This window comes from Streptococcus sp. 517s, assembly GCF_054445985.1.
Genome location: NZ_CM136847.1, coordinates 1366098 through 1391076, shown reverse-complemented (window position 1 = coordinate 1391076; position 24979 = coordinate 1366098). Strand labels below are relative to the sequence as shown.

Genomic DNA, 24979 nt, shown 5'->3' with positions numbered 1-24979 from the left:
ATGGGACTTACAAGCAAAATGACAAAAAATCCCTGAAAGGAACTTCTTTCAGGGATAAGGTCTTAGTTGATTTTTTCGACATAGAGTTGTTTGGCGATATCGATGCTAACTTGGAGGTCTTCACCTTTGTTGACCAGTGTAAAAGTATTGGAAAAATTATCAAACTGCTTGACTTTGACTTGGTCACCGATATGAATCTCATGCTTTTCTAAGTATTTAAGCAAGTCAAAGCTATCGTGAACCCGAGTCAGGAGATAGGTTCCAGCTTCCTTGGTCTCTGCTAGAGGTAGGTTGTTGATTTCGACCAGGAGCTCTCCCTTGGCTGGGATGGTTCCTCCGTGGGGACAGGTTTTAGGGAAACCCAGCAGTTTATCCAGTCTCTCTACAAAGAGGTCGGATACAGTGTGCTCTAGGACCTCAGCTTCCTCATGGATCTGATCGCTGGTATAGTCGAGATGGTGAACTAGAAAGACTTCAATCAACCGGTGTTTCCGATAGAGCTCAGAGACCAGTTTGAGGCCAATATCTGTCAATAGATAGCCGTTCTCCTTGTCCTTGAGGATGAGATTTTCACTTTTCATACGTTTGATCATCTCTGTTACGGCAGGTGGAGAGACTTGCATACGGGCAGCAATTTCCTTATTGGTGATTTTTTGCATCTCCGTACCGATTTCATAAATACATTTTAGGTAGTCTTCTTTATTTGGCGTCATTCGTTTCCTCTTGTCTTTTCTCTCCATCTAGTATATCAAAAAAAGCTAGATTTCTCTAGCCTTCTGACCTAATGGTTTTGATTTTAGTCCAGTTCTTTCACTGCAGCAATGGCAGCTTCAAAGTCTGGTTCCATGTTAATGTTGTCAACGTATTCTACGTAACGGATGACATTGTCAGTATCGAGAACAAAGACGGCACGTGCAAGGAGATGCCATTCGTTGATTAAGAGGGCATAATCGCGCCCGAAAGAATGGTCAAAGTAGTCTGATAGCATGATGGCATTGTCAAGGCCTTCAGCCCCACACCAGCGTCCTTGGGCAAATGGTAGGTCCATAGAAACGGTAAGAACGACGGTGTTGTCAAGGTTGGCAAGTTCTTGGTTGAATCGACGTGTTTGCGTTGAGCAGATACCAGTATCGATAGAAGGGACAACACTCAAGACTTTTTTCTTTCCATCAAAGTCAGCTAGCGTTTTTTTAGAGAGATCGGTTGTAGTGAGAGAAAAGTCAAGTGCCTTGTCTCCGACTTGCAGTTGTTTACCTGTAAAAGTTACAGGATTTCCGAGAAAAGTGGTCATGAAACTACTCCATTCTTTTTTCTTTTATTTTACCGAGAATTGTCAGATTTTTCCAATGATTTGACTGGAAATTAAGGGACAAAAAAACGCCCATTCACGTGAGAATGACGTTTTTTAATGGATTACTTAGACAAACCTTCAGCAATCTTGTCAAGGTTGTATTTCATCATGCTGTAGTAGCTGTCGCCTTCTTTACCTTCTTCAGCGATTGAGTCAGTAAAGATTTGTGCGTAGATTGGGATATTTGTGTCTTGTGAAACAGTCTTCATTGGACGGTCATCGACACTTGATTCAACAAAGAGTGATGGAACTTTTGTTTGGCGAAGTTTTTCAACCAAGGTCTTGATTTGTTCCGGTGTTCCTTCTTCTTCTGTGTTGATTTCCCAGATGTAGGCACTTGGGACACCGTAGGCTTTAGAGAAGTATTTGAAGCATCCTTCGCTGGTTACGATGAGTTTCTTCTCAGCAGGGATATTGTTAAATTTCTCTTTGGCTTCCTTGTCCAGTTTGTCTAGTTTTTCAGTATAGTCTTTGAGATTTTTTTCGTAGAATTCCTTGTTGCTAGGATCTTTTGCAATCAACTGTTTAGCGATGTTTTTAGCATAAATCATCCCATTTTCAAGGTTGAGCCAAGCGTGTGGGTCTTCTTTTCCTTTCTCGTTTTGGCCCTCAAGGTAGATAACATCAACGCCTTCGCTAACTGCAAAGTAGTCTTTGTTTTCAGTTTTCTTGGCATTTTCTACTAATTTGGTAAACCAAGCATTGCCACCTGTTTCAAGGTTGATACCGTTATAGAAAATCAAATCAGCTTGAGAAGTTTTCTTAACGTCTTCAGGAAGTGGTTCGTATTCGTGTGGGTCTTGACCAACAGGAACGATACTATGAAGATCAATCTTGTCACCAGCGATATTTTTGGTAATATCAGCGATGATTGAGTTTGTAGCAACAACTTTTAGTTTTTGACCAGAAGCCGTATCTTTTTTTCCGCTAGCACATGCTACAAGAGCAATGACGGAAAGAAAGAGTACAAGCAATGTACCTAATTTTTTCATTAGATTCCTCCAGAAGGGTTTCCCCGTTATTTAATGATTTTTTTGTTTTTCAGTTTCAAGTATCGTTGCTTAGGAGAGATAAAGAAACTGATTAGAAAGAAGCTGGCGGATGTGAGCACGATGCTCGATCCTGCTGCGAGATTGAAACTATAGCCGATAAAGAGCCCTACAACAGAAGCCAGAGCTCCTAGGCCTGATGAAAGAAAAATCATGCTCTTTAGGCTATTAGCATAAAGGTAAGCCGTCGCAGCTGGGGTGATCAACATGGCCACGATAAGAATGGTTCCGACACTTTGCATGGCAGTGACTGACACAAGGGTCAAGAGCACCATGAGTAGATAGTGGTAGAAATTAACGGGCATTCCCATTGCTTTAGCCAGGAGCTCGTCAAAGGATGTAATCAATAGTTGTTTAAAGAAAATCCCAATAATCAAGAGAATCAATGCCCCCACACCAATGGTAATCCACATGTCCGTATCTTGGACAGCGAGGATATTCCCAAAAAGGATATGGAAGAGGTCTGTCGAACTCTTGGCAACACTAATCAAGATGACACCTAAGGCTAAGAAAGATGAAAAGGTAATACCAATGGCAGTGTCACTCTTGATGATAGAGTTTCCCTTGATGTAGGTAATGATGATGGAAGCCATCAAACCAAAGATGATCGCTCCAATAAAGAAATCAATTCCCAGGATAAAGGAAAGGGCTACGCCGGGCAAAACTGCGTGAGAGATGGCATCTCCCATGAGAGACATACCACGTAGGATGATAAAACATCCCACGGCTCCAGCAACAACTCCGATGACAATAGCTGTGATCAAGGCGTTTTGTAGGAAATGGAAATTTTGCAATCCATCGATAAATTCTGCTATCATAGGCAACCTCCATTGAAAAAGAGTTTGCTACCGTAGGCCTTTTTGAGATTGGCCTCGGTAAAGGTTTCTTCGGTCGGACCAAGGTCTATTAATTCTCGATTGAGAAGCAAAACTTGGTCGAAATAATGGGGGACTTTGCTGAGGTCATGATGGACGATGAGAACTGTTTTACCAGCTTTTTTAAGGTCTCTCAGCGTGTTCATGATAATCTCTTCACTAACCGAGTCAATCCCGACAAATGGCTCATCTAGAAAGATGTAGTCTGCTTCCTGCACTAAGCAACGGGCAATCAACACACGTTGGAATTGTCCTCCTGAGAGCTGGCTGATTTGGCGATCAGCATAGTCTGAAAGTCCAACGATTTCAAGTGCATCTGCCACTTTTTTCCAGTGGCTGGCTTTTAAGGTGTGAAAGAGTGGGATGGATGGATAGAGTCCCAGAGAGACGCATTCCTTGACCTTGATAGGGAAATTGTAGTCGATATGGATTTTTTGCTCGACATAGGCAACTCGATTTAAAGATTTCTTGACTTCTTTATCGTCGAGAAAGGCCTGACCTTCATGTGGGATAATTCCCAACATACCTTTTAATAAAGTTGATTTTCCAGCACCATTTGGACCAATAATTCCGGTAATAGTTGGTCCGTGGAGCACTAGTGAAATATCCTTTAGTGCCAGCGTTTCTTTGTAGGAGACACTGAGGTTTTCGATACGTATCATACAGTTGTATTCCTCCTATCCTTTAATATACCTTAAAAAAAAAATTAAGTCAAGTTAATTTTTGAAAAATTTAAAATAATAACTGAAAAATGAGAGACCGTTTTTAATTGCATTCCCAAGTATTTTTTGCTAAGCTAAAAATAAGTGAAAAAATGAAAGCGAGAACAAGATGACACGTTATCAAGACGATTTTTATGATGCAATCAATGGTGAATGGGAAAAAACAGCTGTCATTCCAGCTGACAAATCTCGAACAGGTGGTTTTATTGACCTTGACGAGGAAATTGAAGAGTTGATGCTGGCGACTACGGACAAGTGGTTGGCGGGTGAGGATGTTCCAGAGGATGCTATCCTCGCCAACTTTGTTAAATACCATCGTATGGTACATGATTTTGACAAGAGAGAAGCAGATGGAATCAAGCCCGTTTTGCCAATGCTCAAGGAATACCAAGATTTGGAGAGCTTTGCAGATTTCACCAGCAAACTGGCAGAGTTTGAACTAGCAGGCAAACCAAACTTCCTTCCATTTGGTGTATCACCAGACTTTATGGATGCCAGAACCAATGTTCTCTGGGCCAGTGCACCAGGGACGATTTTGCCAGATACGACTTACTATGCTGAAGACCATCCTCAACGTGAGGAGCTCTTGACTCTTTGGAAGGAAAGTACAACGAATCTACTCAAAGCCTATGATTTTTCAGATGAGGAAATCGCAGACTTACTAGAGAAACGATTGGAATTGGACCGTCGAGTTGCAGCTGTGGTGCTTTCTAACGAAGAAAGTTCAGAATATGCCAAACTCTACCATCCATACGCTTATGAAGATTTCAAGAAATTTGCCCCTGCCCTCTCTTTGGATGATTTCTTCCAAGCAGTGATTGGACAAACTCCAGATAAGGTTATCGTAGACGAGGAACGTTTCTGGCAAGCAGCAGACCAATTCTATAGTGAAGAAGCGTGGCCTCTACTTAAAGCAACATTGATTTTGGGCGTTGTCAATCTCTCAACAAGCTATCTCACAGACGAGATTCGTGTCTTGTCAGGTACTTATGGTCGTGCTCTTTCAGGTGTTCCAGAAGCTCAGGACAGGGTCAAGGCAGCTTATCACTTGGCTCAAGGTCCTTTCAAGCAAGCCCTTGGTCTCTGGTACGCGCATGAAAAATTCTCTCCAGAAGCTAAGGCAGACGTAGAGAAAAAAGTAGCGACTATGATTGATGTTTATAAGGAACGCTTGGCTAAGAACGACTGGCTCACACCTGAAACGCGTGACAAGGCCATTGTCAAACTCAATGTCATCAAGCCTTATATCGCTTATCCAGAGGAATTGCCAGAACGCTACAAGGATAAGGTAGTGGACGAAACTGCCAGTCTCTTTGAGAATGCTCTAGCCTTTGCGCGTGTGGAAATCAAACACAGCTGGAGCGAGTGGAACCAACCGGTTGATTACAAGGAGTGGGGTATGCCAGCTCACATGGTCAATGCCTACTACAATCCTCAGAAGAACTTGATTGTCTTCCCAGCTGCCATTTTACAGGCTCCATTCTATGACTTGCATCAGTCGTCCTCAGCCAACTACGGTGGTATTGGAGCGGTTATTGCCCATGAGATTTCCCATGCCTTTGATACAAATGGTGCTTCTTTTGATGAAAATGGTAGTCTCAAAGACTGGTGGACAGAAAGCGACTATACTGCCTTCAAGGAAAAGACTCAGAAAGTTATCGACCAGTTTGATGGTCAAGAATCTTACGGAGCAAGGATCAACGGAAAACTAACCGTATCAGAAAATGTTGCCGACTTGGGAGGAATCGCTGCAGCCCTTGAAGCTGCCAAGAGAGAAGCAGACTTCTCTGCTGAAGAATTCTTCCACAATTTTGCTCGTATCTGGCGTATGAAAGGCCGTCCGGAGTTGATGAAACTCATGGCCAGTATCGATGTGCACGCGCCAGCTAAGCTCCGTGTCAATGTCCAAGTACCAAACTTCGATGACTTCTTTACAACCTATGATGTCAAAGAAGGCGATGGTATGTGGCGTTCACCAGAGGACCGTGTGATTATTTGGTAAAACAAAAACCAAGGATAGCATCCTTGGTTTTTGTTTGCTAGAAAAAGGGATTAAAGGTCTTTTCGTGAGCGATGGTCGTAGCTGGACCGTGTCCAGGGTAGACATCGTAGTTAGGAAGAGTGAAGAGTTGCGTCTGGATACTATGGAGAAGAGCGATAAATCTATGTATAGTATACTTTTTTAATTCGATGAATTGATTCTTCACAAAGGAAAGGTACATTAGGATAAAGGAGGGGAGAGGCATAAAAAATGGTGTCCAGTAGGAAAAATTGGGGTTTACCGGAATTTGTTTAATAGGCAAGGATTATTAACAACTTACTCACTGCGATAAGAAACTTAAATAATTTCATAAAGTACATTTTTATGATATATACTAACCCTAAAAGAGATTGATTAAAGAATTAATATATGTGAATAATGAATTTAAGAATTATGTTGTATATAATAGAATATTCTTTATAAAATTATAACATTAAAACTACAAAAACAACCAAAAACGAACAAAAGAACAATATGGAATGAGTATACGTTGGGCTTATTCTTGCAATTTATCAAATATAAAAAAATTCTAAAATCAGTTGAAAAAAAATCTAGGAAATGTTAGTATTATTATACATGTTGATGTGGAGATGTTGTTGCTTTAGTACCTTTACTTTTGAAAGCGGTTTTCTGTAGATTTGGAAAGCCGTTTTCCTGCATCTATCGTATCAGCATAATAAAAATAAGGAGGTTGTGTGTCTCATGAAGAGCAAACAACAGGATTTTAGAACGGAGAAGTACATTCGTTATGGCATTCGGAAGTACAGCTTTGGGGCAGCATCGGTGGCAATTGCGGCCGGTTTGATGATGTTCCTAGGTAATGGTGCGGTGTCGGCAGCGGAAGTACAAGGTGCAGATGCAACAGCGGCAACGACTACAACACCCGTAGCAACAAAGGAGTCGGAGTCAACTATAACGGCGGAGAAATCTGAAGCTAAGGCGTCAGAAAAGGTAGTAGAAACTAAAAAAGTTGATAAGACCGCTCTGACTAAAAAAGTAGTTGAGTTAGAAGCGAAGATTGCATCTGCAAAGAAAGCTGATGCAACAGAGATAGCTACTGCAAATGAAGTATTGACTGCGGCAAAGGCAGTTCTTGCAAACGAAACCGCAAAACAGGCTGATATCGATGCAGAACTTGCTAAAGTTGAAGCTTTGATTACAGTTGTAGTTGAGTCAGACGAAGCTGGGAAACAAGTTGAGGAAACAGCAGCAACTACAGCAGTCAAACCAGTGGCGACCACTGCTACAGAAAAAGCTGTAGAAGAATCTAAAAAGGTTTTGGAACAGGTCACGTCAGAAGCGGAAGTGACAAATGTTCTTGCAGATGAAGCGGTTCGTAGAAATAAGGTTGAAGGTGCAAACAAAGCAGCCATCGAAGCGGCAGTAGCCAACAATAAAGCAATTATTACGGAAACTAAGAAAGTTTTAGCAGCTGAAAACGTCACTGCACAGCAAATTAACACCCAACTATCACGCTTGAATGAGTCAATCCTTGCAGTCTATAATGACCTTAAAAAAGCAGGAATTGGACGTGATGGAAAATTTGGAGTCTCTTTGGCAGCTTCTAACTACTACGCGACAGAGAATCCAAAGGCAGATGGAACGCGTGATACAACTGCTACAACTGTGAACGCAGACACGGCCACAGGTAAAGACGTGTATACATTCACTGCGACAGGTGCTACAAGCCAGGATGTTGAAACTAGTAAGATTAAAGGAGATATTACAACTCTGAAAATGGTCGTTGGCTCTACGCAACGGACCGGTGAAGAAACAAATCCAGGAAACGGGCAGACCACGGAAAATAACGGAAAAGACGGACACAATAATAAGGGTCGTATTGACTATCCATTAACCGATGAGATGGCTAAAAAGATTGCGGCTGAAGCCCCTCTTTGGAAAGGCAAACTTCGTCCAGATGGATCTAGAATTTCCACTAATCCCACTTCAGTTTATTCTGCAAACGGTGGATATGAATACCTAGCAACTCACATCTATGGACTTGCCTATGAACAAGGGGTGGATCGTGTTTATATCCCTAAAATCAAGGAGCGATTTGGAGTGACAGCTGACGCTAAAGCAGCCGGCTGGGAAATCACATCGGTAAATCCAACAAACTTGCCACCAGGTTTGGTGTACGATAAGCAGTCAGATACTATTCAAGGTAAGATTGTGTCAAATAGCTTACCAAATGGTGTATATGACATGCGTACCTACGTTACAGCGACTAACTCAAAAACAGGAGCGACTGTTACAGCACTTTTCCGTAACTTACGTGCAGGTTGGATTGGCTGGCAAGATACAACTAAGCCAGAGATTAACATTGCTGGGGAATCCTATAAGAAGACTGTTGGAGACGATATTAATATCGATATCAAATACCGCGATCCATCAGGTTCACGTCCTTCAGGTAATGGAACTTATTCTGAAACAACCTATACTCTTGCCGATGGACGAAAAGTAACAATTCGAAATGTTTACGGAACCTCTACAACTGGTGTAGATGGCACACTTATTTCAGGTGGTATCAAGTCAGATACAACTGTTCAAACGTCTATTCCAGGTGTTAACTATACCGTAAAAAATTGGGGAACCACACAACACAATTCAGATAACGAAGTTACTGGTCGTGATGGGAATGGTGTCTTGAATGGCAAGGTAACAACTGCCGGTGTTTACTACACGACTGTCTATGCCAAAGATTGGAACATTAATAATACAAGTACGGATGCTTGGAAGGCGCAAGGACAAGAATCTCAAGCCGGTGTAACACTGACGGTTGCTCCTAAAGTTCAAGCATTAAACATTGAAACGTATTCAACAACACTTCCTTTAACAATCTCAAAAGGGGCAACTGGAGCAACTATCACAATGCCAGATGGTTCTGTGACTGTACTCGAAAACAGAAATGGCAAGTGGGTAGTAGCAGCAGGAACAACAAATTCTGCAGTTTCTGTAGGAGATGTCCTTGGGAATGTTGGTGATCAGATTAATCTTAAAGTAACCTCAGCAGCCACAGCCAAGGCAGGTGTAGATAATATCAATGTATCTGCCAAGACTGAAAATGTTCAAGCTGTCATGATGCGTAATCAGGTTACCTTAAAAGCCAAAGATAATACAACTCATATTGCAAAACTTAGTGAAACAACAGGTCGTTGGGAATTACCAGCCGACTATGCTACAGTGAAAAAAGTAAATAACGATGGTACTTACACGGAGACAAAACGTGAAGTATACACAAAGATTCAAGCTGATGGTTCTGCTAGATTCTATATTTACGAATACAATCGTACATTTGATGCGAATGGAACAGTTACTGCAGTTGGAGATGTCACTCTCACAGAGACAATCTACTCTAAAGAGAATACTGATAAATCTACAACAGGAAATGGTCTTTATGTAACTGTGAATTACGACAAAGCAACTGACACGTGGACAGCATCTGACGGTTCTACTGTTACCGCAGAAAAGAAAGGTGACAATGAGTGGCATGTTAAAACTTCATCTGGCTATAGCGCTGTTGTGAAGGGACGCATCGGAGAAAATTCAGATAAAGCAAGTATTATCAACTCAAAACCAACTGCAACGTCAACGAGCTATGAATCAACAAAAGGGACATCGGTTGATCTTCGTAATGCTCCTGAAGCAGGAGTAATGATTGCTGATAAAGAAGACGATGCAAATAACAAAACAACCTACATCACTCGTATTACTGTAACTTCTCCATCAGGAGTTAAAAAAGTTTATGATACAAAACAGGACGCTAAAAATTATACTCTTGCCTCTAACTATAAACTGACAGAGGTAGGAACTTACACGGTTACTGTAGAAGTGATTGATAGTAATGGTAACTATGTTGAAGCAACACTGAATGGAACTGACTCAGGAACGGATGCTGGTTCAAATTCTTCCGTTGCTTCTACGACCTACACAATCACAGTTAAGGATACAATTCAAGGTCATAATGTAACCTCTACGGGTGTGCAAGGTGCTACGCAAACAGGTACGCCGACCTTTACATCTGTTGGTGATGGTTCGCCAGTGACACCAGGTATTGAATATCCGGCTAAATTTGTAGATCCTTCTACTGGTAGCGTAACGAATAGTCCTGAACTTGATGCAATGAAGGATGGTAAAAAAGTCGGCACCTATACACTTGATCCAGTAAATGGAGTTGTGACTTTTAAACCAAATAAAGACTTTGTCGGAACTCCGGATCCAGTGACACTTTCCTTGACTGCTAAACTGGGCCAAGATAAAGATGGCAAGCCAATCACTTCAACGGCTACGGCTACTTACACACCAACAGTTACTCCTGTCAAACCAACTGCAACACCAGCAGTATCCAAAGATATTCAAGGTGCAACTCAGACTGGAACACCAACTTTCAAAGAAGGTGACAAGGTGGCACCAATCAAGGATGGTTCTATTAAACTTCTTGACAAAGATGGGAAAGAAGTTCCGGCAGGACAAACTACACCAGCCTATGCTGAGGATGGTAAAGAAATTGGTACCTACTCAGTAGATGCGAAGACAGGTACAGTAACATTCACACCGAAAGATAAGATGTACACTGGTAAAGTGAAACCAGCGCGTGTCCAGGCAGAAGATGCCAATGGTACGAAAGTTGAAACAACTTACACACCAGAAATTGTTCCGGTCACTCCGACGGCGACACCAGCAACCTCACAAGGGATTCAAGGTGCGAAACAAACAGGTAAGCCTGAATTTAAGGGTGGAACAGCGACTGTGAATGGCACAGAAAAAACAGTCCCAATCAATGAAGTGGTTCCAGCTAAGTTGGTGGATCCGAATACAGGAAAATTGGTTGACTCTGTAACAGTGCCGGGTGAAGGAACATATACAGTAGCACCAGATGGTACGGTAACCTTCACTCCAGAAAAGACATTCACAGGTGTTGCTAAGGGTGTTGAAGTTCTTCGTCAGGACTTGAACGGAACACCGGTGAAAGCGACTTACACACCAGAAGTGAAACCAGCGACTCCAACAGGTGTTGATACAATCACAGAAGATATCCAAGGCGCAACACAAACAGGTAAGCCAGAGTTCAAGAGTGGAACTGTAACAATCAACGGAAAAGAAGAAACTGTTCCGATGGATGATAACGTTCCAGCCACATTTGAGGACGGTAAAACTGAAAAAGTTGTACCAGGCGAAGGGAAATACACTGTTGCAAAAGATGGCACGGTGACCTTCGTTCCAGAAAAGGCCTTCACGGGCAAGGCAACTACTGTAACGGTAGTTCGTGTAGATACAAATGGTACCAAAGCGAACGCTAAATACACACCAGTAGTTGTTCCGGTTACTCCGACATCTACAGATGCTGAATCTGAAGGACCTAAAGGACAAACACAAACAGGAACTCCGACTTTTGCAGGTGGGAAGGCTAAAGTTAATGGTGTTGAAAAGACTGTTGAGATTGATGAAACAGTGAAACCAACGTTTGATGATGGCACGACTAAGAAAGTTGTTCCGGGAGAAGGAACTTATACAATTGATGAGAATGGTAAGGTAACCTTCACTCCAGAAAAAGACTTTGTTGGTAAAGCAGCAGGTGTGATTGTTAAGCGTGTAGATAAAAATGGTACAGAAATCACTGCTAAATATACACCAACAGTTCGTCCAGAGACTTCATTTGTGGATACGAGAGGAAATGTTTTGGCACCGAGTGAAGACGGTGAACAACCTAAGAAAGATATCCCAGGTTACCGCTTCGTAGAGACTAAGAAACTTCCAAACGGCGACATCGAGCATGTCTACGAGAAAGTGAAGACAAGTCATAAGGATAAGGAAGGCAATGAAATTCCAGGTTATCCAACAGAAGACGGTGAACAACCTAAAAAAGATATTCCAGGTTACCGCTTCGTAGAGACTAAGAAACTTCCAAACGGCGACATCGAACATGTCTACGAAAAAGTGAAGACAAGTCACAAGGATAAGGAAGGCAATGAAATTCCAGGTTATCCAACAGAAGACGGTGAACAACCTAAGAAAGAAATTCCAGGTTACCGCTTCGTAGAGACTAAGAAACTTCCAAACGGCGACATCGAACATGTCTACGAAAAAGTGAAGACAAGTCACAAGGATAAGGAAGGCAAAGAAATTCCAGGTTATCCAACCGAAGATGGTGAACAACCTAAGAAAGATATCCCAGGCTACCGCTTCGTAGAGACTAAGAAACTTCCAAACGGCGACATCGAACATGTCTACGAAAAAGTGAAGACAAGTCACAAGGATAAGGAAGGCAAAGAAATTCCAGGTTATCCAACCGAAGATGGTGAACAACCTAAGAAAGATATCCCAGGCTACCGCTTCGTAGAGACTAAGAAACTTCCAAACGGCGACATCGAACATGTCTACGAAAAAGTGAAGACAAGTCACAAGGATAAGGAAGGCAAAGAAATTCCAGGTTATCCAACCGAAGATGGTGAACAACCTAAGAAAGATATCCCAGGCTACCGCTTCGTAGAGACTAAGAAACTTCCAAACGGTGACACAGAGCACGTTTATGAAAAGGTTAAGACTAGTCATAAGGATAAGGAAGGCAATGAAATTCCAGGTTATCCAACAGAAGACGGTGAACAACCTAAGAAAGATATTCCAGGTTACCGCTTCGTAGAGACTAAGAAACTTCCAAACGGCGACATCGAACATGTCTACGAAAAAGTGAAGACAAGTCACAAGGATAAGGAAGGCAATGAGATTCCAGGATATCCAACCGAAGATGGTGAACAACCTAAGAAAGATATCCCAGGCTACCGCTTCGTAGAGACTAAGAAACTTCCAAACGGTGACACAGAGCACGTTTATGAAAAGGTTAAGACTAGTCATAAGGATAAGGAAGGCAATGAAATTCCAGGTTATCCAACAGAAGACGGTGAACAACCTAAGAAAGATATTCCAGGTTACCGCTTCGTAGAGACTAAGAAACTTCCAAACGGCGACATCGAACATGTCTACGAAAAAGTGAAGACAAGTCACAAGGATAAGGAAGGCAATGAGATTCCAGGATATCCAACCGAAGATGGTGAACAACCTAAGAAAGATATCCCAGGCTACCGCTTCGTAGAGACTAAGAAACTTCCAAACGGTGACACAGAGCACGTTTATGAAAAGGTTAAGACTAGTCATAAGGATAAGGAAGGCAATGAAATTCCAGGTTATCCAACCGAAGATGGTGAACAACCTAAGAAAGATATCCCAGGCTACCGCTTCGTAGAGACTAAGAAACTTCCAAACGGTGACACAGAACATGTCTACGAAAAAGTGAAGACAAGTCACAAGGATAAGGAAGGCAATGAAATTCCAGGATATCCAACCGAAGATGGTGAACAACCTAAGAAAGAAATTCCAGGTTACCGCTTCGTAGAGACTAAGAAACTTCCAAACGGCGACATCGAACATGTCTACGAAAAAGTGAAGACAAGTCACAAGGATAAGGAAGGCAAAGAAATTCCAGGTTATCCAACCGAAGATGGTGAACAACCTAAGAAAGATATCCCAGGCTACCGCTTCGTAGAGACTAAGAAACTTCCAAACGGTGACACAGAGCACGTTTATGAAAAGGTTAAGACTAGTCATAAGGATAAGGAAGGCAATGAAATTCCAGGTTATCCAACAGAAGACGGTGAACAACCTAAGAAAGATATTCCAGGTTACCGCTTCGTAGAGACTAAGAAACTTCCAAACGGCGACATCGAACATGTCTACGAAAAAGTTGTTGCTGCCCCTCAACAAAAACCGGCTAAGCAATCTCCGGCTACTAAAGCAGCCAAAGGATTACCTAATACTGGTACGGAAGATCATTCTAGTTTAGCAGCACTTGGGCTTCTTGGAGTATTAAGTGGATTCGGTCTTGTGGCCTCTAAGAAAAAAGAAGACTAATCATCTTATCTTTCAGGAGGTATAGTCTCATAAAGAAAAACAACTAATTTATGAACTATACCCCAAAAGTTAGACAGAAAAAACAGGCTCTTTGTCAACTGTAGTGGGTTGATGAAAAGTTACACCCTGGAGAGGACTATTCTGGTCCTCTCCTTTTTAATATTTAAAGCGATGAGGATTCTAGTTTGGGCAGTTCCAGTGCGTTCAAGATCTTGTTCTTATCCTTCAAAAAAGTTTTAAAAACAGTTAGAAAGATAGGATTTATATATGAAATTGTTTCTTCAATAAGATAAAAGAAATAATCAGCCTGTTTATCTTGAAAATGAAACAGTAAGAGTTGATAGAGCTCATAATGTCCTCGGAGTTCTTGAGAGTTTTCCAGAATCTCTCTATCGGTCAAGTGCATATGAAAAAGTTGGACGATAAAATCGTTTATCACTTAGTTTTCGACTATTCTGTTGGATGAGCTTCCAGTAGCGCTTGATAGCCTTGTATTCATGAGATTTTCTATCAAAACACTTCATGATTTAGATGCGAAGTCGGTTCATAGTTTGACTTAGATATTGTATAATGTGTAAACAATCGAGGGCGATTTTTGCAGAAGGAAAGAGTTTCTTAGTGATGTCTTAGTAGGGGCTAAACATGACCATTATAATGACTTTCGCCCCGTCTTGAACCTGTCTGGAATAGCGCAAAAAGTGATTGCAAATCATTGCTTGGGTCCCCGACCATCTAAGATAGCTATGATCTTTCGACTTTACCGAACTTGGAACAAGCTATTGTAGACTATATTGATTATTACAACAACAAGAGAATTAAGGTAAAACTAAAAGGATTTAGTTCTGTATTGCACAGAACTAAATCCTTTGGATAAATTAATTGTCTAACTTTTTGGGGTCAGTATAAAACTATCCTTGGTTTTTTGTTTGCTAGAAAAAGGGATTAAAAGTCTTTTCGTGAGCGATAGTCGTAGCTGGACCGTGTCCAGGATAGACATCGTAGTTAGGAAGAGTGAAGAGTTGAGTCTGGACACTATAGAGAAGTTGTTCCATGCTACCTGTAGGAAGGTCCGTCCGTCCGATGGTTTCGCGGAATAGAACATCTCCGGTCAAGACTAGATGGGCATCAGGAAAGACGATAGAAACGCCGCCGATAGAGTGCCCTGGGGTCGGTAGAACTGTAAAACGAAATTCCTTAAGCTGGTATTCTTCATGAAAGGCAAAGGTGTGTTCTGCTGGTTTTGCGACCACATCTGTCATATCGTCGTGACGAGGGAGACCAGAGAGATTATCTACAGGTGTATAAAGCCAGCTAGCTTCACTCTCTGCTACATAAACTGGAGGATTTCCAAAAGTCTCGCGAACTAAGTCCAGACTCATAATATGGTCGTAGTGGGTATGGGTCAGGAGAATCGCGCAGACTGGTTTGTTGATTTTCTCAATAGTCTTGCGAATAGATTCCCAATGACTACCTGGGTCAACCACAATTAGGTGTTGATCCCCTTCCAGGTAATAAGTGTTTTCATAGGCAACGGGATTCACGGTTTTATGGATTTTCATACTGGCTCCAATCTCAAAGAATGTACTAAACTAAGTATAGCATAGAAGAGGATACTTAGGGTATCAAAAAGTCTTTTTCGTGCTTTGACGATTTTTCCAAGCTTGATAGCGGGTGTCAATCAAGAGTTGGGTTAAGCGCCCCATGGTTTCTCTTTCTTCGGGAGTGAGGGATTGAGCTTGTACAAAGAGTTGATGAATGTGTTCAATGGCATTGAAGGAAGAAAGATCGTTGATAGAGGAGATGCCCGCATCGAGAATGATTCCAAAAAAGAAGTCAAAGTAGAGCTGCAGTTCTTCGTCAGGAACTGTTTCAACCCATTCCTTGAAGGTTGTATCGACTTGCTGACTATCACTATTGGTCTCGTCTAGTTGGACAAAGTGTTTGTCTTCAATCTGCCAACTAAAGGTGTCGTGCTGGGCAAGGCCACCTAAGGCGGTGCTTCGAACGACGATTTTTTTATCAGGAATTTCCAGCATCATCCCGATGATAGAACCTTGTGGGATAAATACTTTTGTTCTGTCTATCATGTTTTGATAGCCTAGTGTTTCGGTTAGTTCCTTGTGAAGCCCAGGTGCATCAAAAGTATAGACAGAGATAATGTTTTTCTGCAAGTTTGGATCAAGTTGACTGGCAGCATAGACAGCTAGATTGCCCCCTTTTGAGTGTCCTGCTAGGATAACCTTTTGGTTAGGATGTTGGGCAAAAAAGTCCTCTAAATACTGGAGGGCATGTTTTTGAGCTGGGATTTCCTTCATATAGGTCATATGGAAATCTTCTTTCCAACCGATGATGCTGTCATCCGTTCCACGAAAAACAAGCAAATAGCTATCGAGACTGATACGATAAGTCATGGCTGCAAATTGTTTTTGCAATTCAGGATCGATATCGTTGATAAAGTCAGAGAGCTTGCAATTTTTAAAGCGTTTGTGTTGAGCGAGTTGATCCAACAACTGGAGACGGTTTTTATTTGTCAACATCGTCGTGTCTCTAGGAATTTGAGGTGCTAGATCTATGAGGCGCTTTGATTCTTGGGTGATTACATTATCAAAAGCAAGATAGGTTAATTCAGTCAAGGCAAGAACATCTAACTCATTCACGAGGAGGTCATAAAAGGAATCGTATGCTACATCATTGAGGTAGTCAAAAATATTGGCCATAAAAGCTCCTTTCTCTATGTTTATCCTATCACATTTACTAAGAATTAGCTAGTGGGCTTACTAGATTTTGCTATACTGCTAGCGAGCTGGTTTAAATACAGGTTTGCATTTTATCCATGGGGAAAATCTGTTATAATAAGAGCAAAGGAGGAGCGCATGCACAAGATTTTACTAGTAGAAGATGACCAAGTTATTCGGCAACAAGTGGGGAAACTGCTCTCAGAATGGGGGTTTGAGGTCGTTTTGGTAGAGGATTTTATGGAAGTATTGAGCCTTTTTGTTCAGTCAGAGCCTCATTTGGTCCTTATGGATATTGGCTTACCTCTCTTTAATGGTTACCACTGGTGTCAGGAGATTCGTAAGATTTCTCAGGTACCCATCATATTTCTGTCTTCGAGAGACCAGGCGATGGATATCGTCATGGCGATCAATATGGGTGCGGATGATTTTATAACCAAACCTTTTGACCAGCAGGTGCTCCTTGCCAAGGTTCAGGGCTTGTTGCGCCGTTCTTATGAGTTTGGCCGAGATGAAAGTCTGCTGGAGTATGCGGGTGTGATCCTCAATACCAAGTCTATGGACCTGCACTATCAGGGGGAAGTCCTGAGTTTGACTAAGAATGAATTTCAGATTTTGCGGATTTTGTTTGAACATGCGGGTAATATCGTGGCGCGTGATGACCTGATGCGGGAACTCTGGAATAGCGACTTTTTCATCGATGACAATACCTTGTCTGTCAACGTTGCTCGCTTGCGCAAAAAGTTGGAGGAGCAAGGCTTGGCAGGATTTATCGAAACCAAGAAGGGAATAGGGTACGGACTGAAACATGCTTGATTGGAAACTATTTTTTCTGGCCTATCTGCGTTCTCGCAGTCGTCTTTTTGTCTATATTTTTTCATTGGGTTTTCTTGTTTTTCTCTTTCAGTTTTTATTCGCTAGTATAGGATTTTATTTCTTCTATTTTTTCCTCCTCAGTAGCTTTTTGACCCTTTTATTTTTGGTTTGGGATATTTTTGCAGAAGCTCAGGTTTACCGACAGGAAGTGCTCTATGCTGAAAGAGACCCAAAGTCTCCTTTGGAATGTGTGCTAGCGGAAAAACTCGAAGAGCGTGAGTCTGAATTGTATCAAAAGAAGTCAGAAGCTCAAAGCAAGCTGACGGATTTGCTTGATTACTACACCTTATGGGTTCACCAGATCAAGACTCCCATTGCGGCGAGTCGACTTTTAGTGGCAGAAGTTTCTGATCGGGAGGTCAAGCAGCAACTGGAACAGGAAATCTTTAAGATTGACTCCTATACCAATCTGGTGTTGCAGTATCTTCGTTTGGAAAGCTTCCACGATGACTTGGTATTTGAAAAGGTTCAAGTGGATGACTTAGTTAAGGAAGTGGTTCGTAAGTATGCTCTTTTCTTTATCCAAAAGGGACTGACGGTCAATCTACATGACCTTGACAAAATCATCGTGACCGATAAGAAGTGGCTGTTGGTCGTCATTGAACAAATCCTCTCAAACAGCCTCAAATACACCAAGAAAGGTGGACTAGAGATTTATATGGAAGGCCAGGAGCTCTGTATCAAGGATACGGGAATCGGGATTAAAAACAGTGATGTGCTCCGAGTCTTTGAACGTGGCTTTTCAGGATATAATGGTCGCCTAACCCAGCAGTCATCTGGACTTGGACTTTACCTATCTAAGAAAATTTCTGAAGAACTGGGTCACCAGATTCGTATCGAGTCTGAGGTCGGAAAAGGAACGATAGTGCGGATTCAGTTTGCTCAAGTGAACTTAGTCCTTGAGTGAGAAGAGTAGATAAGAGCCCAGGATAAGACAACTGGGCTTTTCTATCTTTAACTGTGTATCCTAGTAAATTATTTTATCTACTATAAACAACTCTCTGAGGGATATGAAGACCACAAACGAACAGGTAGGTCTAGATCAAAAGCAGATTAAGCAAACCATTAACAAGCAAATCTTGACAGTTTTCTTCCTTCCTGTAATTTTTGCATTTCTCCATTGGCCTTTGCTTATCATATGCTTAGTTTAGTTCTCAAGGTCATTGAAGTAGTCGATGATACCATGAGGTTGACGATAACTTTCTCTATCTGTTCAATTGATAGATTTCTTCAGATAAAGAATGTAAAATTTTTGATATAATGCTAAGGATGGACTGACGGATATTTAAAGGATAATTTTCAAAAGAATAACAGGTGAGAATTAAAAATATGTAAGATTGGACAGAAGTCTCTCTACCATCATCCAAGCAGAAACAAGATTATATGAAATAAAAGGAGTAACCAATGTCCGGAAACTATTCAACACGTGAATACCGTGAGAAATTATATGATGATCTTCATGTTCGATTAAGAGATACAGTGATTTTGATGTGTGCGATTTTTATTGCCTCTATCGGCCTAAATATGAATTCAACAGCTGTCATTATTGGAGCCATGCTGATTTCCCCTCTTATGACATCGATTGTTGGACTCGGATTTGGTTTAGCTATTTTTGATACGCGTTTAATCAAGCAATCTCTAGAGGTTTTATTTACTCAAGTATTGGTTAGCTTGCTTGTCTCGGCTCTGTATTTCTGGATTTCTCCCTTATCTTATGAAAGTAGCGAACTGATTGCACGAACCTCTCCAACCATTTGGGATGTTCTCATTGCTATTGCTGGTGGGATAGCAGGTGTAATTGGATCAAGGAAAAAAGAAGCAAACAATATCGTGCCAGGAGTAGCCATTGCAACAGCTCTGATGCCACCTATCTGTACTGCAGGATATGGTTTAGCTAATGGAAATGTACGATTTTTATTTGGGGCTCTCTATCTTTTCTTGATCAACTGTGTCTTTATCATGCTAGCCAACATTGTTGGAACAAGAATTTTGATGAGAGAATCTCCCTTAAGTTCATTTAAAGAGCTAAACATTAAAATGAAAATTGGCTTGACATCCTTGATTGTATTATTGGTTCTTCCAGCCAGTTATTCAGCAGTCACTCTGACGATAGATCAAGCGCGAAAAGAAGGAATCAAACAGTTTGTAGGAAAAGAGTTCGCCAATCACACGGTCATTAATCAAGTCTACAAGTCAAGGAACAATGAATTGGTCTTGACGGTTGTTGGAGATCCGATTTCAGACGAAGAATTAGAAGCGCTCCATCAAAAACAAGCCTCTTACGGTATTCAATCTGTTCAATTGAAAGTCAATCAAGTTCATAATTCGACAAAATTAGACAGTGATACGACCAAGGAATTTTATGAAACCATTAACAAGTATATTGATCAAAAACTCTCTGAAAAGGATTCACAAAAAGAGCTCGTAAAAGAAAATGAAGCAGATAAGGATTGAGGATATTGACCTTATCTAACTCATGAAAGCAAATCTTGTGTGGTGGTTTGGCCAATCACTACTAGCTCAGATTAAATAAAATATAAAAAGCAACAGCTGAAATAGTTGTTGCTTTTTCTGGCTCTGAAAAATATTTCTCAGACTGTGATTGTTTTATTTCTCAACGCGTGATTTGTTGGCGATATCAGCTAGGATAGCTTGAACAAAGTCATCAACTGAGACAGTTTGTGTTTCTTTTTGGCCATAGCGACGAACGTTGACTGTTCCGTCTTCCATTTCCTTGTCCCCAACGATCAATTGGTAAGGAATCTTGCTTGTTTGTGAAGCACGGATCTTGAACTGCATTTTTTCATTGCGCTCATCTACATCTGCACGGACACCACGGTCACGGAGTTTCTTGGCTACTTCCCAAGCGTAGTCCACATGTTTTTCGTTAGATACTGGGATAAGGGTCACTTGATGTGGTGCAAGCCATGTTGGGAAGGCACCCTTGTAGTTCTCAATTAAGATAGCTGTGAAGCGTTCCATGGTTGAGATAACCCCACGGTGGATCATAACTGGACGGTGTTCCTCACCATCTGCTCCAACATATTTGAGGTCGAAGCGTTCTGGAAGCAAGAAGTCAAGCTGGATAGTAGAAAGGGTTTCTTCTTTACCGAGGGCAGTTTTAACCTGGATATCCAATTTTGGTCCGTAGAAGGCTGCTTCACCTTCAGCTTCAAAGTAGTCCAGTTCCATATCATCCATAGCTGCTTTCAACATGCGTTGTGCATTTTCCCACATCTCATCGTTGTCAAAGTATTTGTGTTTATCTTCTGGGTCACGATAAGACAAGCGGAAACGGTAATCTGTCAAATTAAAGTCTTCATACACGTCGATAATCAATTGAAGAATTTTCTTGAATTCTTCCTCAATTTGTTCTGGAGCTACAAAAGTATGACCATCATTTAGGGACATTTCACGTACACGTTGAAGGCCTGTAAGGGCGCCAGATTTTTCATATCGGTGCATCATGCCAATCTCAGCGATACGGATTGGTAATTCACGGTATGAGTGTACATGGTGTTTATAAACTTCGATATGGTGAGGACAGTTCATAGGGCGGAGGACAAACTCTTCACCGTCTCCCATGTCCATAGTTGGGAACATATCTTCACGGTAGTGATCCCAGTGACCAGAAGTTTTATAGAGTTCCACTGAGGCAATTGGTGGAGTGTAAACATGTTGGTAGCCTGCAGCGATTTCCTTGTCAACAATGTAGCGCTCCAATTCACGACGGATAGTGGCTCCGTTTGGTAACCAAAATGGTAAACCTTGTCCGACTTCTTGTGAAATCATGAAGAGATCAAGCTCTTTACCGAGTTTACGGTGGTCACGTTCCTTGGCTTCTTCACGCATTTGAAGGTAGTTCTTCAAGTCTTTCTTGTCAAACCAAGCTGTACCGTAGATTCGTTGCATCATCGCGTTGTCGCTATTTCCACGCCAGTAGGCACCAGCTACGTTGAGCAGGTGGAAGATTTGGATACGACCTGTTGATGGGACGTGAGGACCACGGCAGAGGTCTACGTATTCGCCCTGACGGTAGATAGTCAAACCGCCTTCGTCTTCTGAGTGTTCTTCAATCAATTCCAATTTGTAAGGGTCGTTCTTGAAGATTTCACGGGCCTCGTCTTTGGTAACTTCTTCACGGATTGATGGGAAGTTTTCTTTAACGATTTTCTTCATTTCTTCTTCGATACGAGGCAGGTCCTCATTAGAGATTTGACCAGCTTGATTGTCCGTATCGTAGTAGAAACCGTCTTCGATAGCTGGACCGACACCCAAATGAATGTCTGGGAAGAGGCGACGAGCTGCTTGGGCAAACAAGTGAGCAGCTGAGTGGCGCAAGATTGGAAGGGCATCTTCGTGATCAGGTGTCACGATTTCGATGCTACCATCTTCAGTGATAGCACGAGTCGTGTCGATGAGTTTGCCGTTGAATTTACCAGCCAAGGCTTTTTTAGCTAGGGAATTGCTGATGCTTTGCGCAATTTCAAAAGTTGTCACGCCAGATTCGAATTCACGAACAGCGCCATCTGGGAAAGTAATCTTAATCATGGTTTTCTCCTTAAATATTTATTCTATTTTTGTTGGACAATTTTAAGAGCCGAGCAACTTCTTCTGCAGTCTGATTTTTTGGTTGACTACCATCTGTTACGAGACTAGGATAGCCTAATTTCATCGCTTCCTTACGAACCATTTGAGCAAAAAGAATATCTCGTTGCATCCAGTTTTCAAAAGCTTGCTCAGGGTTGGTTGTACCCTCTAAGGCATAAGGAACCCATTCTCTCTGTCTATAATGCTTTTTTTGAAAATCGGCTGTTGAAGTTAAGCATAGATAGGAAGACGTTGGACATTCAAGCTCCTTTACCAAGTGAGGCAAAAGTCCAGCTCCCTCCACCAAGAGAGGTCTGTTTTGATTTTTTATCAAGTAAGATTTTACATAAGGAAAAATCTTACTTGATAAAAGCGCCATTCTTCATTTGCCATCTCTTCTGGATTTCTCATCCAGATTTGTTCCGGATTTCTATCCTGCCTAAGAAGGCAAATCGGCTGTGAGTCTGCACTTGCTTGACTCATCATCTCGTCTATCAAATCATCCAGTTTGATATGAAGTAGTTGATACTGTCTAGCAAGAAGTGAGGCAATTGTTGACTTTCCACTGCAAGGCGATCCGACAATCATATAAAGCATCGTTCTTCCTCCTTCTGACAAAACAAAAAGCGACATCCTCGAAAGGACGTCGCAACGTGGTTCCACCTTCATTTATGTTCCTCAAAAAAGAGGGACACCTCAGATTGGCTTTAACGTAGCCACCGTTTTATGTTTGCATAAAAGTCAGTAGAGTAGTATCAGTTTAGGCTTTCTATGCGTTTCCAGCAACCACGCACTCTCTAGCAGAAAGGGACTAAGTGACTTGTCTCTATGCATTATTATAGCATGATTGCGAGAATTTTCAAGGATTTTGCGAAAGTTTTTTGTTTTTTCCTCGCTGTAGCATGTATTTAATACCCGAACCTGAAGCCATGCCAAGTAGAGCAAAGAGTTCATAAGCTAGGAAATAAACGAGAATGAATTCATTAAAAGTGATGATGGTAAAGCAAAAGACCAGACCAATACCAAGTAGCCACCAAAGTGAGAAACGAAATCGATAGCTATAAAGCAGCGATACGATAAAGGTTACTAGGGGAGAAAAGAGGAGAATGTTATAAATGTAAAGTCCCTTCAGCGTATAAGAATCAGATATCAGCAGTAAAAGCAACTCATAGAGGGGCCAGTAAAAGAAGAATAGAACAAGGTAGTATGGAATATACTTAAGATATTTCCGCATGGCAATAGTCCTCCAATCTACAAAAATTGAGAGATGTTGAAGACCACATAATCCTAAATGAAGGGGAACTCTCTACTTATATTATAGCACGTCTTGGAAGCCTTTACAAGTTAATCCAGTGAGTAGTGATAGTGCTCTTTTTGAGTGTTTTCTGCTATAATACTAACAAAAGAAGTAAGAGGAAATGAGGAGAAAGGATGACGAAAATAGCAGTTCTTTCAGACATACATGGGAATACGACAGCCCTGGAAGCTGTACTGGCTGATGCTAAAAAGGCAAAGGTAGATGAGTACTGGCTTTTGGGGGATATTCTTATGCCTGGAACGGGACGTAGAAGGATATTGAATCTTTTAGCGGCTTTGCCTATTACTGTGAGAGTTCTTGGTAATTGGGAGAATAGTCTCTGGCGAGGTTTGCATCGTAAGCTAGATTTGACAAAAGCTAGTCATCGCTACCTCCTACGTCAATGCCAGTATATATTAGAAGAAATCAGCCCTGAAGAAATCGAAGACCTCCACAATCACCCCATGCAAGTTCATCGTCAGTTTGGTGATTTGATGGTGGGAATCACTCACCATCTCCCTGATAAAAACTGGGGTAGGGAGTTGATTCATACGGGAAAACAAGAAGATTTTGATAGATTAGTGACGGAACCGCATGCCTCCATCGCAGTATATGGTCATATCCACCAACAGTTGCTTCGTTATGGAAGTGATGGACAGTTGATTCTTAATCCAGGGTCCATTGGACAACCCTTCTTTTTAGATGCGGGATTACGTAAGGACCTACGGGCCCAGTATATGATTTTAGAGTTTGATGAAGCAGGTTTGTCTGATGTTGATTTTCGTCGAGTGGATTATGATGTAGAAGCCGAATTGCAGTTGGCCAAAGATTTAAAGCTCCCCTATTTCCAGGTCTATTATGAAAGTTTGGTAAATGGGATTCACCACACTCATAACCAGGAACTTCTGTATGAGATTGCCCAAGAACAGGGGCATGATATTGAGTTGGATGCATGGTTAGACAGTAGTAATGATTGACATGACATCAAAAAGGGGTATAATGAGTATGAGAAGAGAGATGATGAGAATCTCAGGTGAAAGGGGAACAAAATGCAAATTTCAAGTCGATTTACCATTGCGACCCATATGCTAATTATCATTGCTATCAAGGGCCGGGAAAGCAAGGTGACCAGTGATTTTCTCGCAGCTAGCGTTGGAGTTAATCCAGTCATTATCCGTAAGACTTTGTCGCAACTCAAAAAAGCAGGATTGATTTCAGTTGCTCGTGGGACGGGTGGCACCGAAATTATCAAAGACCTCCAAGATATTAGCCTTTTTGATGTTTATCAGGCAGTCGAATGTTTAGGAAAATCTGGTAAGCTCTTTAGTTTCCATGACAATCCCAATCCTAACTGTCCAGTAGGGGCTAATATTCATAAGGTCTTGGATCAGAAATTGCTGGATATCCAAGTAGCTATGGAAAATCAACTTCGTCAGATGAGTCTGGCTCAGGTTGTGGCAGATGCAGAAGCAAGAATTGTAAAATAAGAGGGCTAGGCTCCTCTTTTTCTATTGCCCCAATTATGGTACAATGTAGTC

General features: G+C 41.6%; 16 protein-coding genes and 5 pseudogenes. 9 read left to right on the top strand and 12 right to left on the bottom strand.

The window, feature by feature from the left end; translation table 11 throughout:
* Nucleotides 1-62 precede the first annotated feature (62 nt).
* The 5 genes from ACVX3R_RS07065 to ACVX3R_RS07045 form a co-directional block, all read right to left on the bottom strand.
* A complete protein-coding gene (locus ACVX3R_RS07065; protein ID WP_458794694.1) occupies nt 63-713 on the bottom strand; it encodes a metal-dependent transcriptional regulator in 651 nt (216 codons plus the stop codon).
* Between the two features lie 83 nt (nt 714-796).
* Nucleotides 797-1291 carry a thiol peroxidase gene (tpx, locus tag ACVX3R_RS07060; RefSeq protein ID WP_458794693.1) on the bottom strand — a complete coding sequence of 165 codons (495 nt, stop codon included), beginning with the start codon at nt 1289-1291 and terminating at the stop codon, nt 797-799.
* A 122-nt stretch (nt 1292-1413) separates the two neighbouring features.
* Nucleotides 1414-2343 carry a metal ABC transporter substrate-binding protein gene (locus ACVX3R_RS07055; protein WP_000733087.1) on the bottom strand — a complete coding sequence of 310 codons (930 nt, stop codon included), beginning with the start codon at nt 2341-2343 and terminating at the stop codon, nt 1414-1416.
* 26 nt (nt 2344-2369) lie between these two features.
* Nucleotides 2370-3218: a metal ABC transporter permease gene (locus tag ACVX3R_RS07050; protein WP_000559794.1), complete on the bottom strand. Its 849-nt coding sequence runs from the start codon at nt 3216-3218 to the stop codon at nt 2370-2372.
* Nucleotides 3215-3937 carry a metal ABC transporter ATP-binding protein gene (locus ACVX3R_RS07045; RefSeq protein WP_458794692.1) on the bottom strand — a complete coding sequence of 241 codons (723 nt, stop codon included), beginning with the start codon at nt 3935-3937 and terminating at the stop codon, nt 3215-3217. Before ACVX3R_RS07045 ends, ACVX3R_RS07050 begins: the two co-directional genes overlap by 4 nt.
* 169 nt (nt 3938-4106) lie before the next feature.
* Between ACVX3R_RS07045 and ACVX3R_RS07040 the strand changes: the two genes are divergently transcribed.
* Nucleotides 4107-5999 (top strand): M13 family metallopeptidase, encoded by a 1893-nt coding sequence (locus ACVX3R_RS07040; protein ID WP_458794691.1) that lies wholly within the window; start codon nt 4107-4109, stop codon nt 5997-5999.
* A gap of 37 nt (nt 6000-6036) precedes the next feature.
* Here the strand turns inward: ACVX3R_RS07040 and ACVX3R_RS07035 are convergent.
* Nucleotides 6037-6150: pseudogene (locus ACVX3R_RS07035) on the bottom strand (MBL fold metallo-hydrolase); the annotation flags it as partial.
* Between the two features lie 590 nt (nt 6151-6740).
* On the opposite strand from ACVX3R_RS07035, the gene ACVX3R_RS07030 reads away from it, so the two are divergent.
* Nucleotides 6741-13943 carry a YSIRK-type signal peptide-containing protein gene (locus ACVX3R_RS07030; RefSeq protein WP_458794690.1) on the top strand — a complete coding sequence of 2401 codons (7203 nt, stop codon included), beginning with the start codon at nt 6741-6743 and terminating at the stop codon, nt 13941-13943.
* A 119-nt stretch (nt 13944-14062) separates the two neighbouring features.
* Here ACVX3R_RS07030 and ACVX3R_RS07025 read toward each other — a convergent pair.
* Nucleotides 14063-14691 (bottom strand): annotated as a pseudogene (locus tag ACVX3R_RS07025) (transposase); the annotation flags it as partial.
* A 6-nt stretch (nt 14692-14697) separates the two neighbouring features.
* On the opposite strand from ACVX3R_RS07025, the pseudogene ACVX3R_RS07020 reads away from it, so the two are divergent.
* A pseudogene (locus ACVX3R_RS07020) lies at nt 14698-14817 on the top strand (IS3 family transposase); the annotation flags it as partial.
* Between the two features lie 55 nt (nt 14818-14872).
* On the opposite strand, the gene ACVX3R_RS07015 reads toward ACVX3R_RS07020, so the two are convergent.
* A complete protein-coding gene (locus ACVX3R_RS07015; protein ID WP_458794689.1) occupies nt 14873-15502 on the bottom strand; it encodes an MBL fold metallo-hydrolase in 630 nt (209 codons plus the stop codon).
* A 63-nt stretch (nt 15503-15565) separates the two neighbouring features.
* Nucleotides 15566-16660, bottom strand: coding sequence for a DUF2974 domain-containing protein (locus ACVX3R_RS07010; RefSeq protein WP_458794688.1), 1095 nt, complete (start codon nt 16658-16660; stop codon nt 15566-15568).
* A gap of 156 nt (nt 16661-16816) precedes the next feature.
* Between ACVX3R_RS07010 and ACVX3R_RS07005 the strand changes: the two genes are divergently transcribed.
* The 4 genes and pseudogenes from ACVX3R_RS07005 (at nt 16817) to ACVX3R_RS06990 (ending at nt 20008) form a co-directional block, all read left to right on the top strand.
* Nucleotides 16817-17494, top strand: coding sequence for a response regulator transcription factor (locus ACVX3R_RS07005; protein ID WP_458794687.1), 678 nt, complete (start codon nt 16817-16819; stop codon nt 17492-17494).
* On the top strand, nt 17487-18461 hold the full coding sequence (locus ACVX3R_RS07000) for a sensor histidine kinase (RefSeq protein ID WP_000887937.1): 975 nt from the start codon (nt 17487-17489) through the stop codon (nt 18459-18461). The genes ACVX3R_RS07005 and ACVX3R_RS07000 overlap by 8 nt, the downstream gene beginning before the upstream one ends.
* 75 nt (nt 18462-18536) lie before the next feature.
* Nucleotides 18537-18815 (top strand): annotated as a pseudogene (locus tag ACVX3R_RS06995) (ABC transporter permease); the annotation flags it as partial.
* Nucleotides 18816-18958: 143 nt separating this feature from the next.
* The gene (locus tag ACVX3R_RS06990) at nt 18959-20008 is read left to right on the top strand and encodes a DUF389 domain-containing protein (RefSeq protein ID WP_458794686.1); all 1050 of its coding nucleotides are present in this window, start codon (nt 18959-18961) and stop codon (nt 20006-20008) included.
* Between the two features lie 153 nt (nt 20009-20161).
* Here ACVX3R_RS06990 and thrS read toward each other — a convergent pair whose 3' ends face one another.
* The 3 genes and pseudogenes from thrS to ACVX3R_RS06975 all read right to left on the bottom strand — a co-directional run bounded on the left by thrS (nt 20162) and on the right by ACVX3R_RS06975 (nt 23378).
* The gene (gene thrS / locus ACVX3R_RS06985) at nt 20162-22105 is read right to left on the bottom strand and encodes a threonine--tRNA ligase (RefSeq protein ID WP_268714118.1); all 1944 of its coding nucleotides are present in this window, start codon (nt 22103-22105) and stop codon (nt 20162-20164) included.
* Nucleotides 22106-22115: 10 nt separating this feature from the next.
* Nucleotides 22116-22864, bottom strand: a pseudogene (locus tag ACVX3R_RS06980) (AAA family ATPase).
* A 139-nt stretch (nt 22865-23003) separates the two neighbouring features.
* The gene (locus ACVX3R_RS06975; RefSeq protein ID WP_458794685.1) at nt 23004-23378 is read right to left on the bottom strand and encodes a hypothetical protein; all 375 of its coding nucleotides are present in this window, start codon (nt 23376-23378) and stop codon (nt 23004-23006) included.
* 197 nt (nt 23379-23575) lie between these two features.
* Between ACVX3R_RS06975 and ACVX3R_RS06970 the strand changes: the two genes are divergently transcribed.
* Both ACVX3R_RS06970 and ACVX3R_RS06965 read left to right on the top strand, forming a co-directional pair.
* Nucleotides 23576-24418 carry a metallophosphoesterase family protein gene (locus ACVX3R_RS06970; RefSeq protein WP_458794684.1) on the top strand — a complete coding sequence of 281 codons (843 nt, stop codon included), beginning with the start codon at nt 23576-23578 and terminating at the stop codon, nt 24416-24418.
* Between the two features lie 72 nt (nt 24419-24490).
* Nucleotides 24491-24928: an Rrf2 family transcriptional regulator gene (locus ACVX3R_RS06965; RefSeq protein WP_001167382.1), complete on the top strand. Its 438-nt coding sequence runs from the start codon at nt 24491-24493 to the stop codon at nt 24926-24928.
* The last annotated feature ends 51 nt before the right edge of the window (nt 24929-24979 follow it).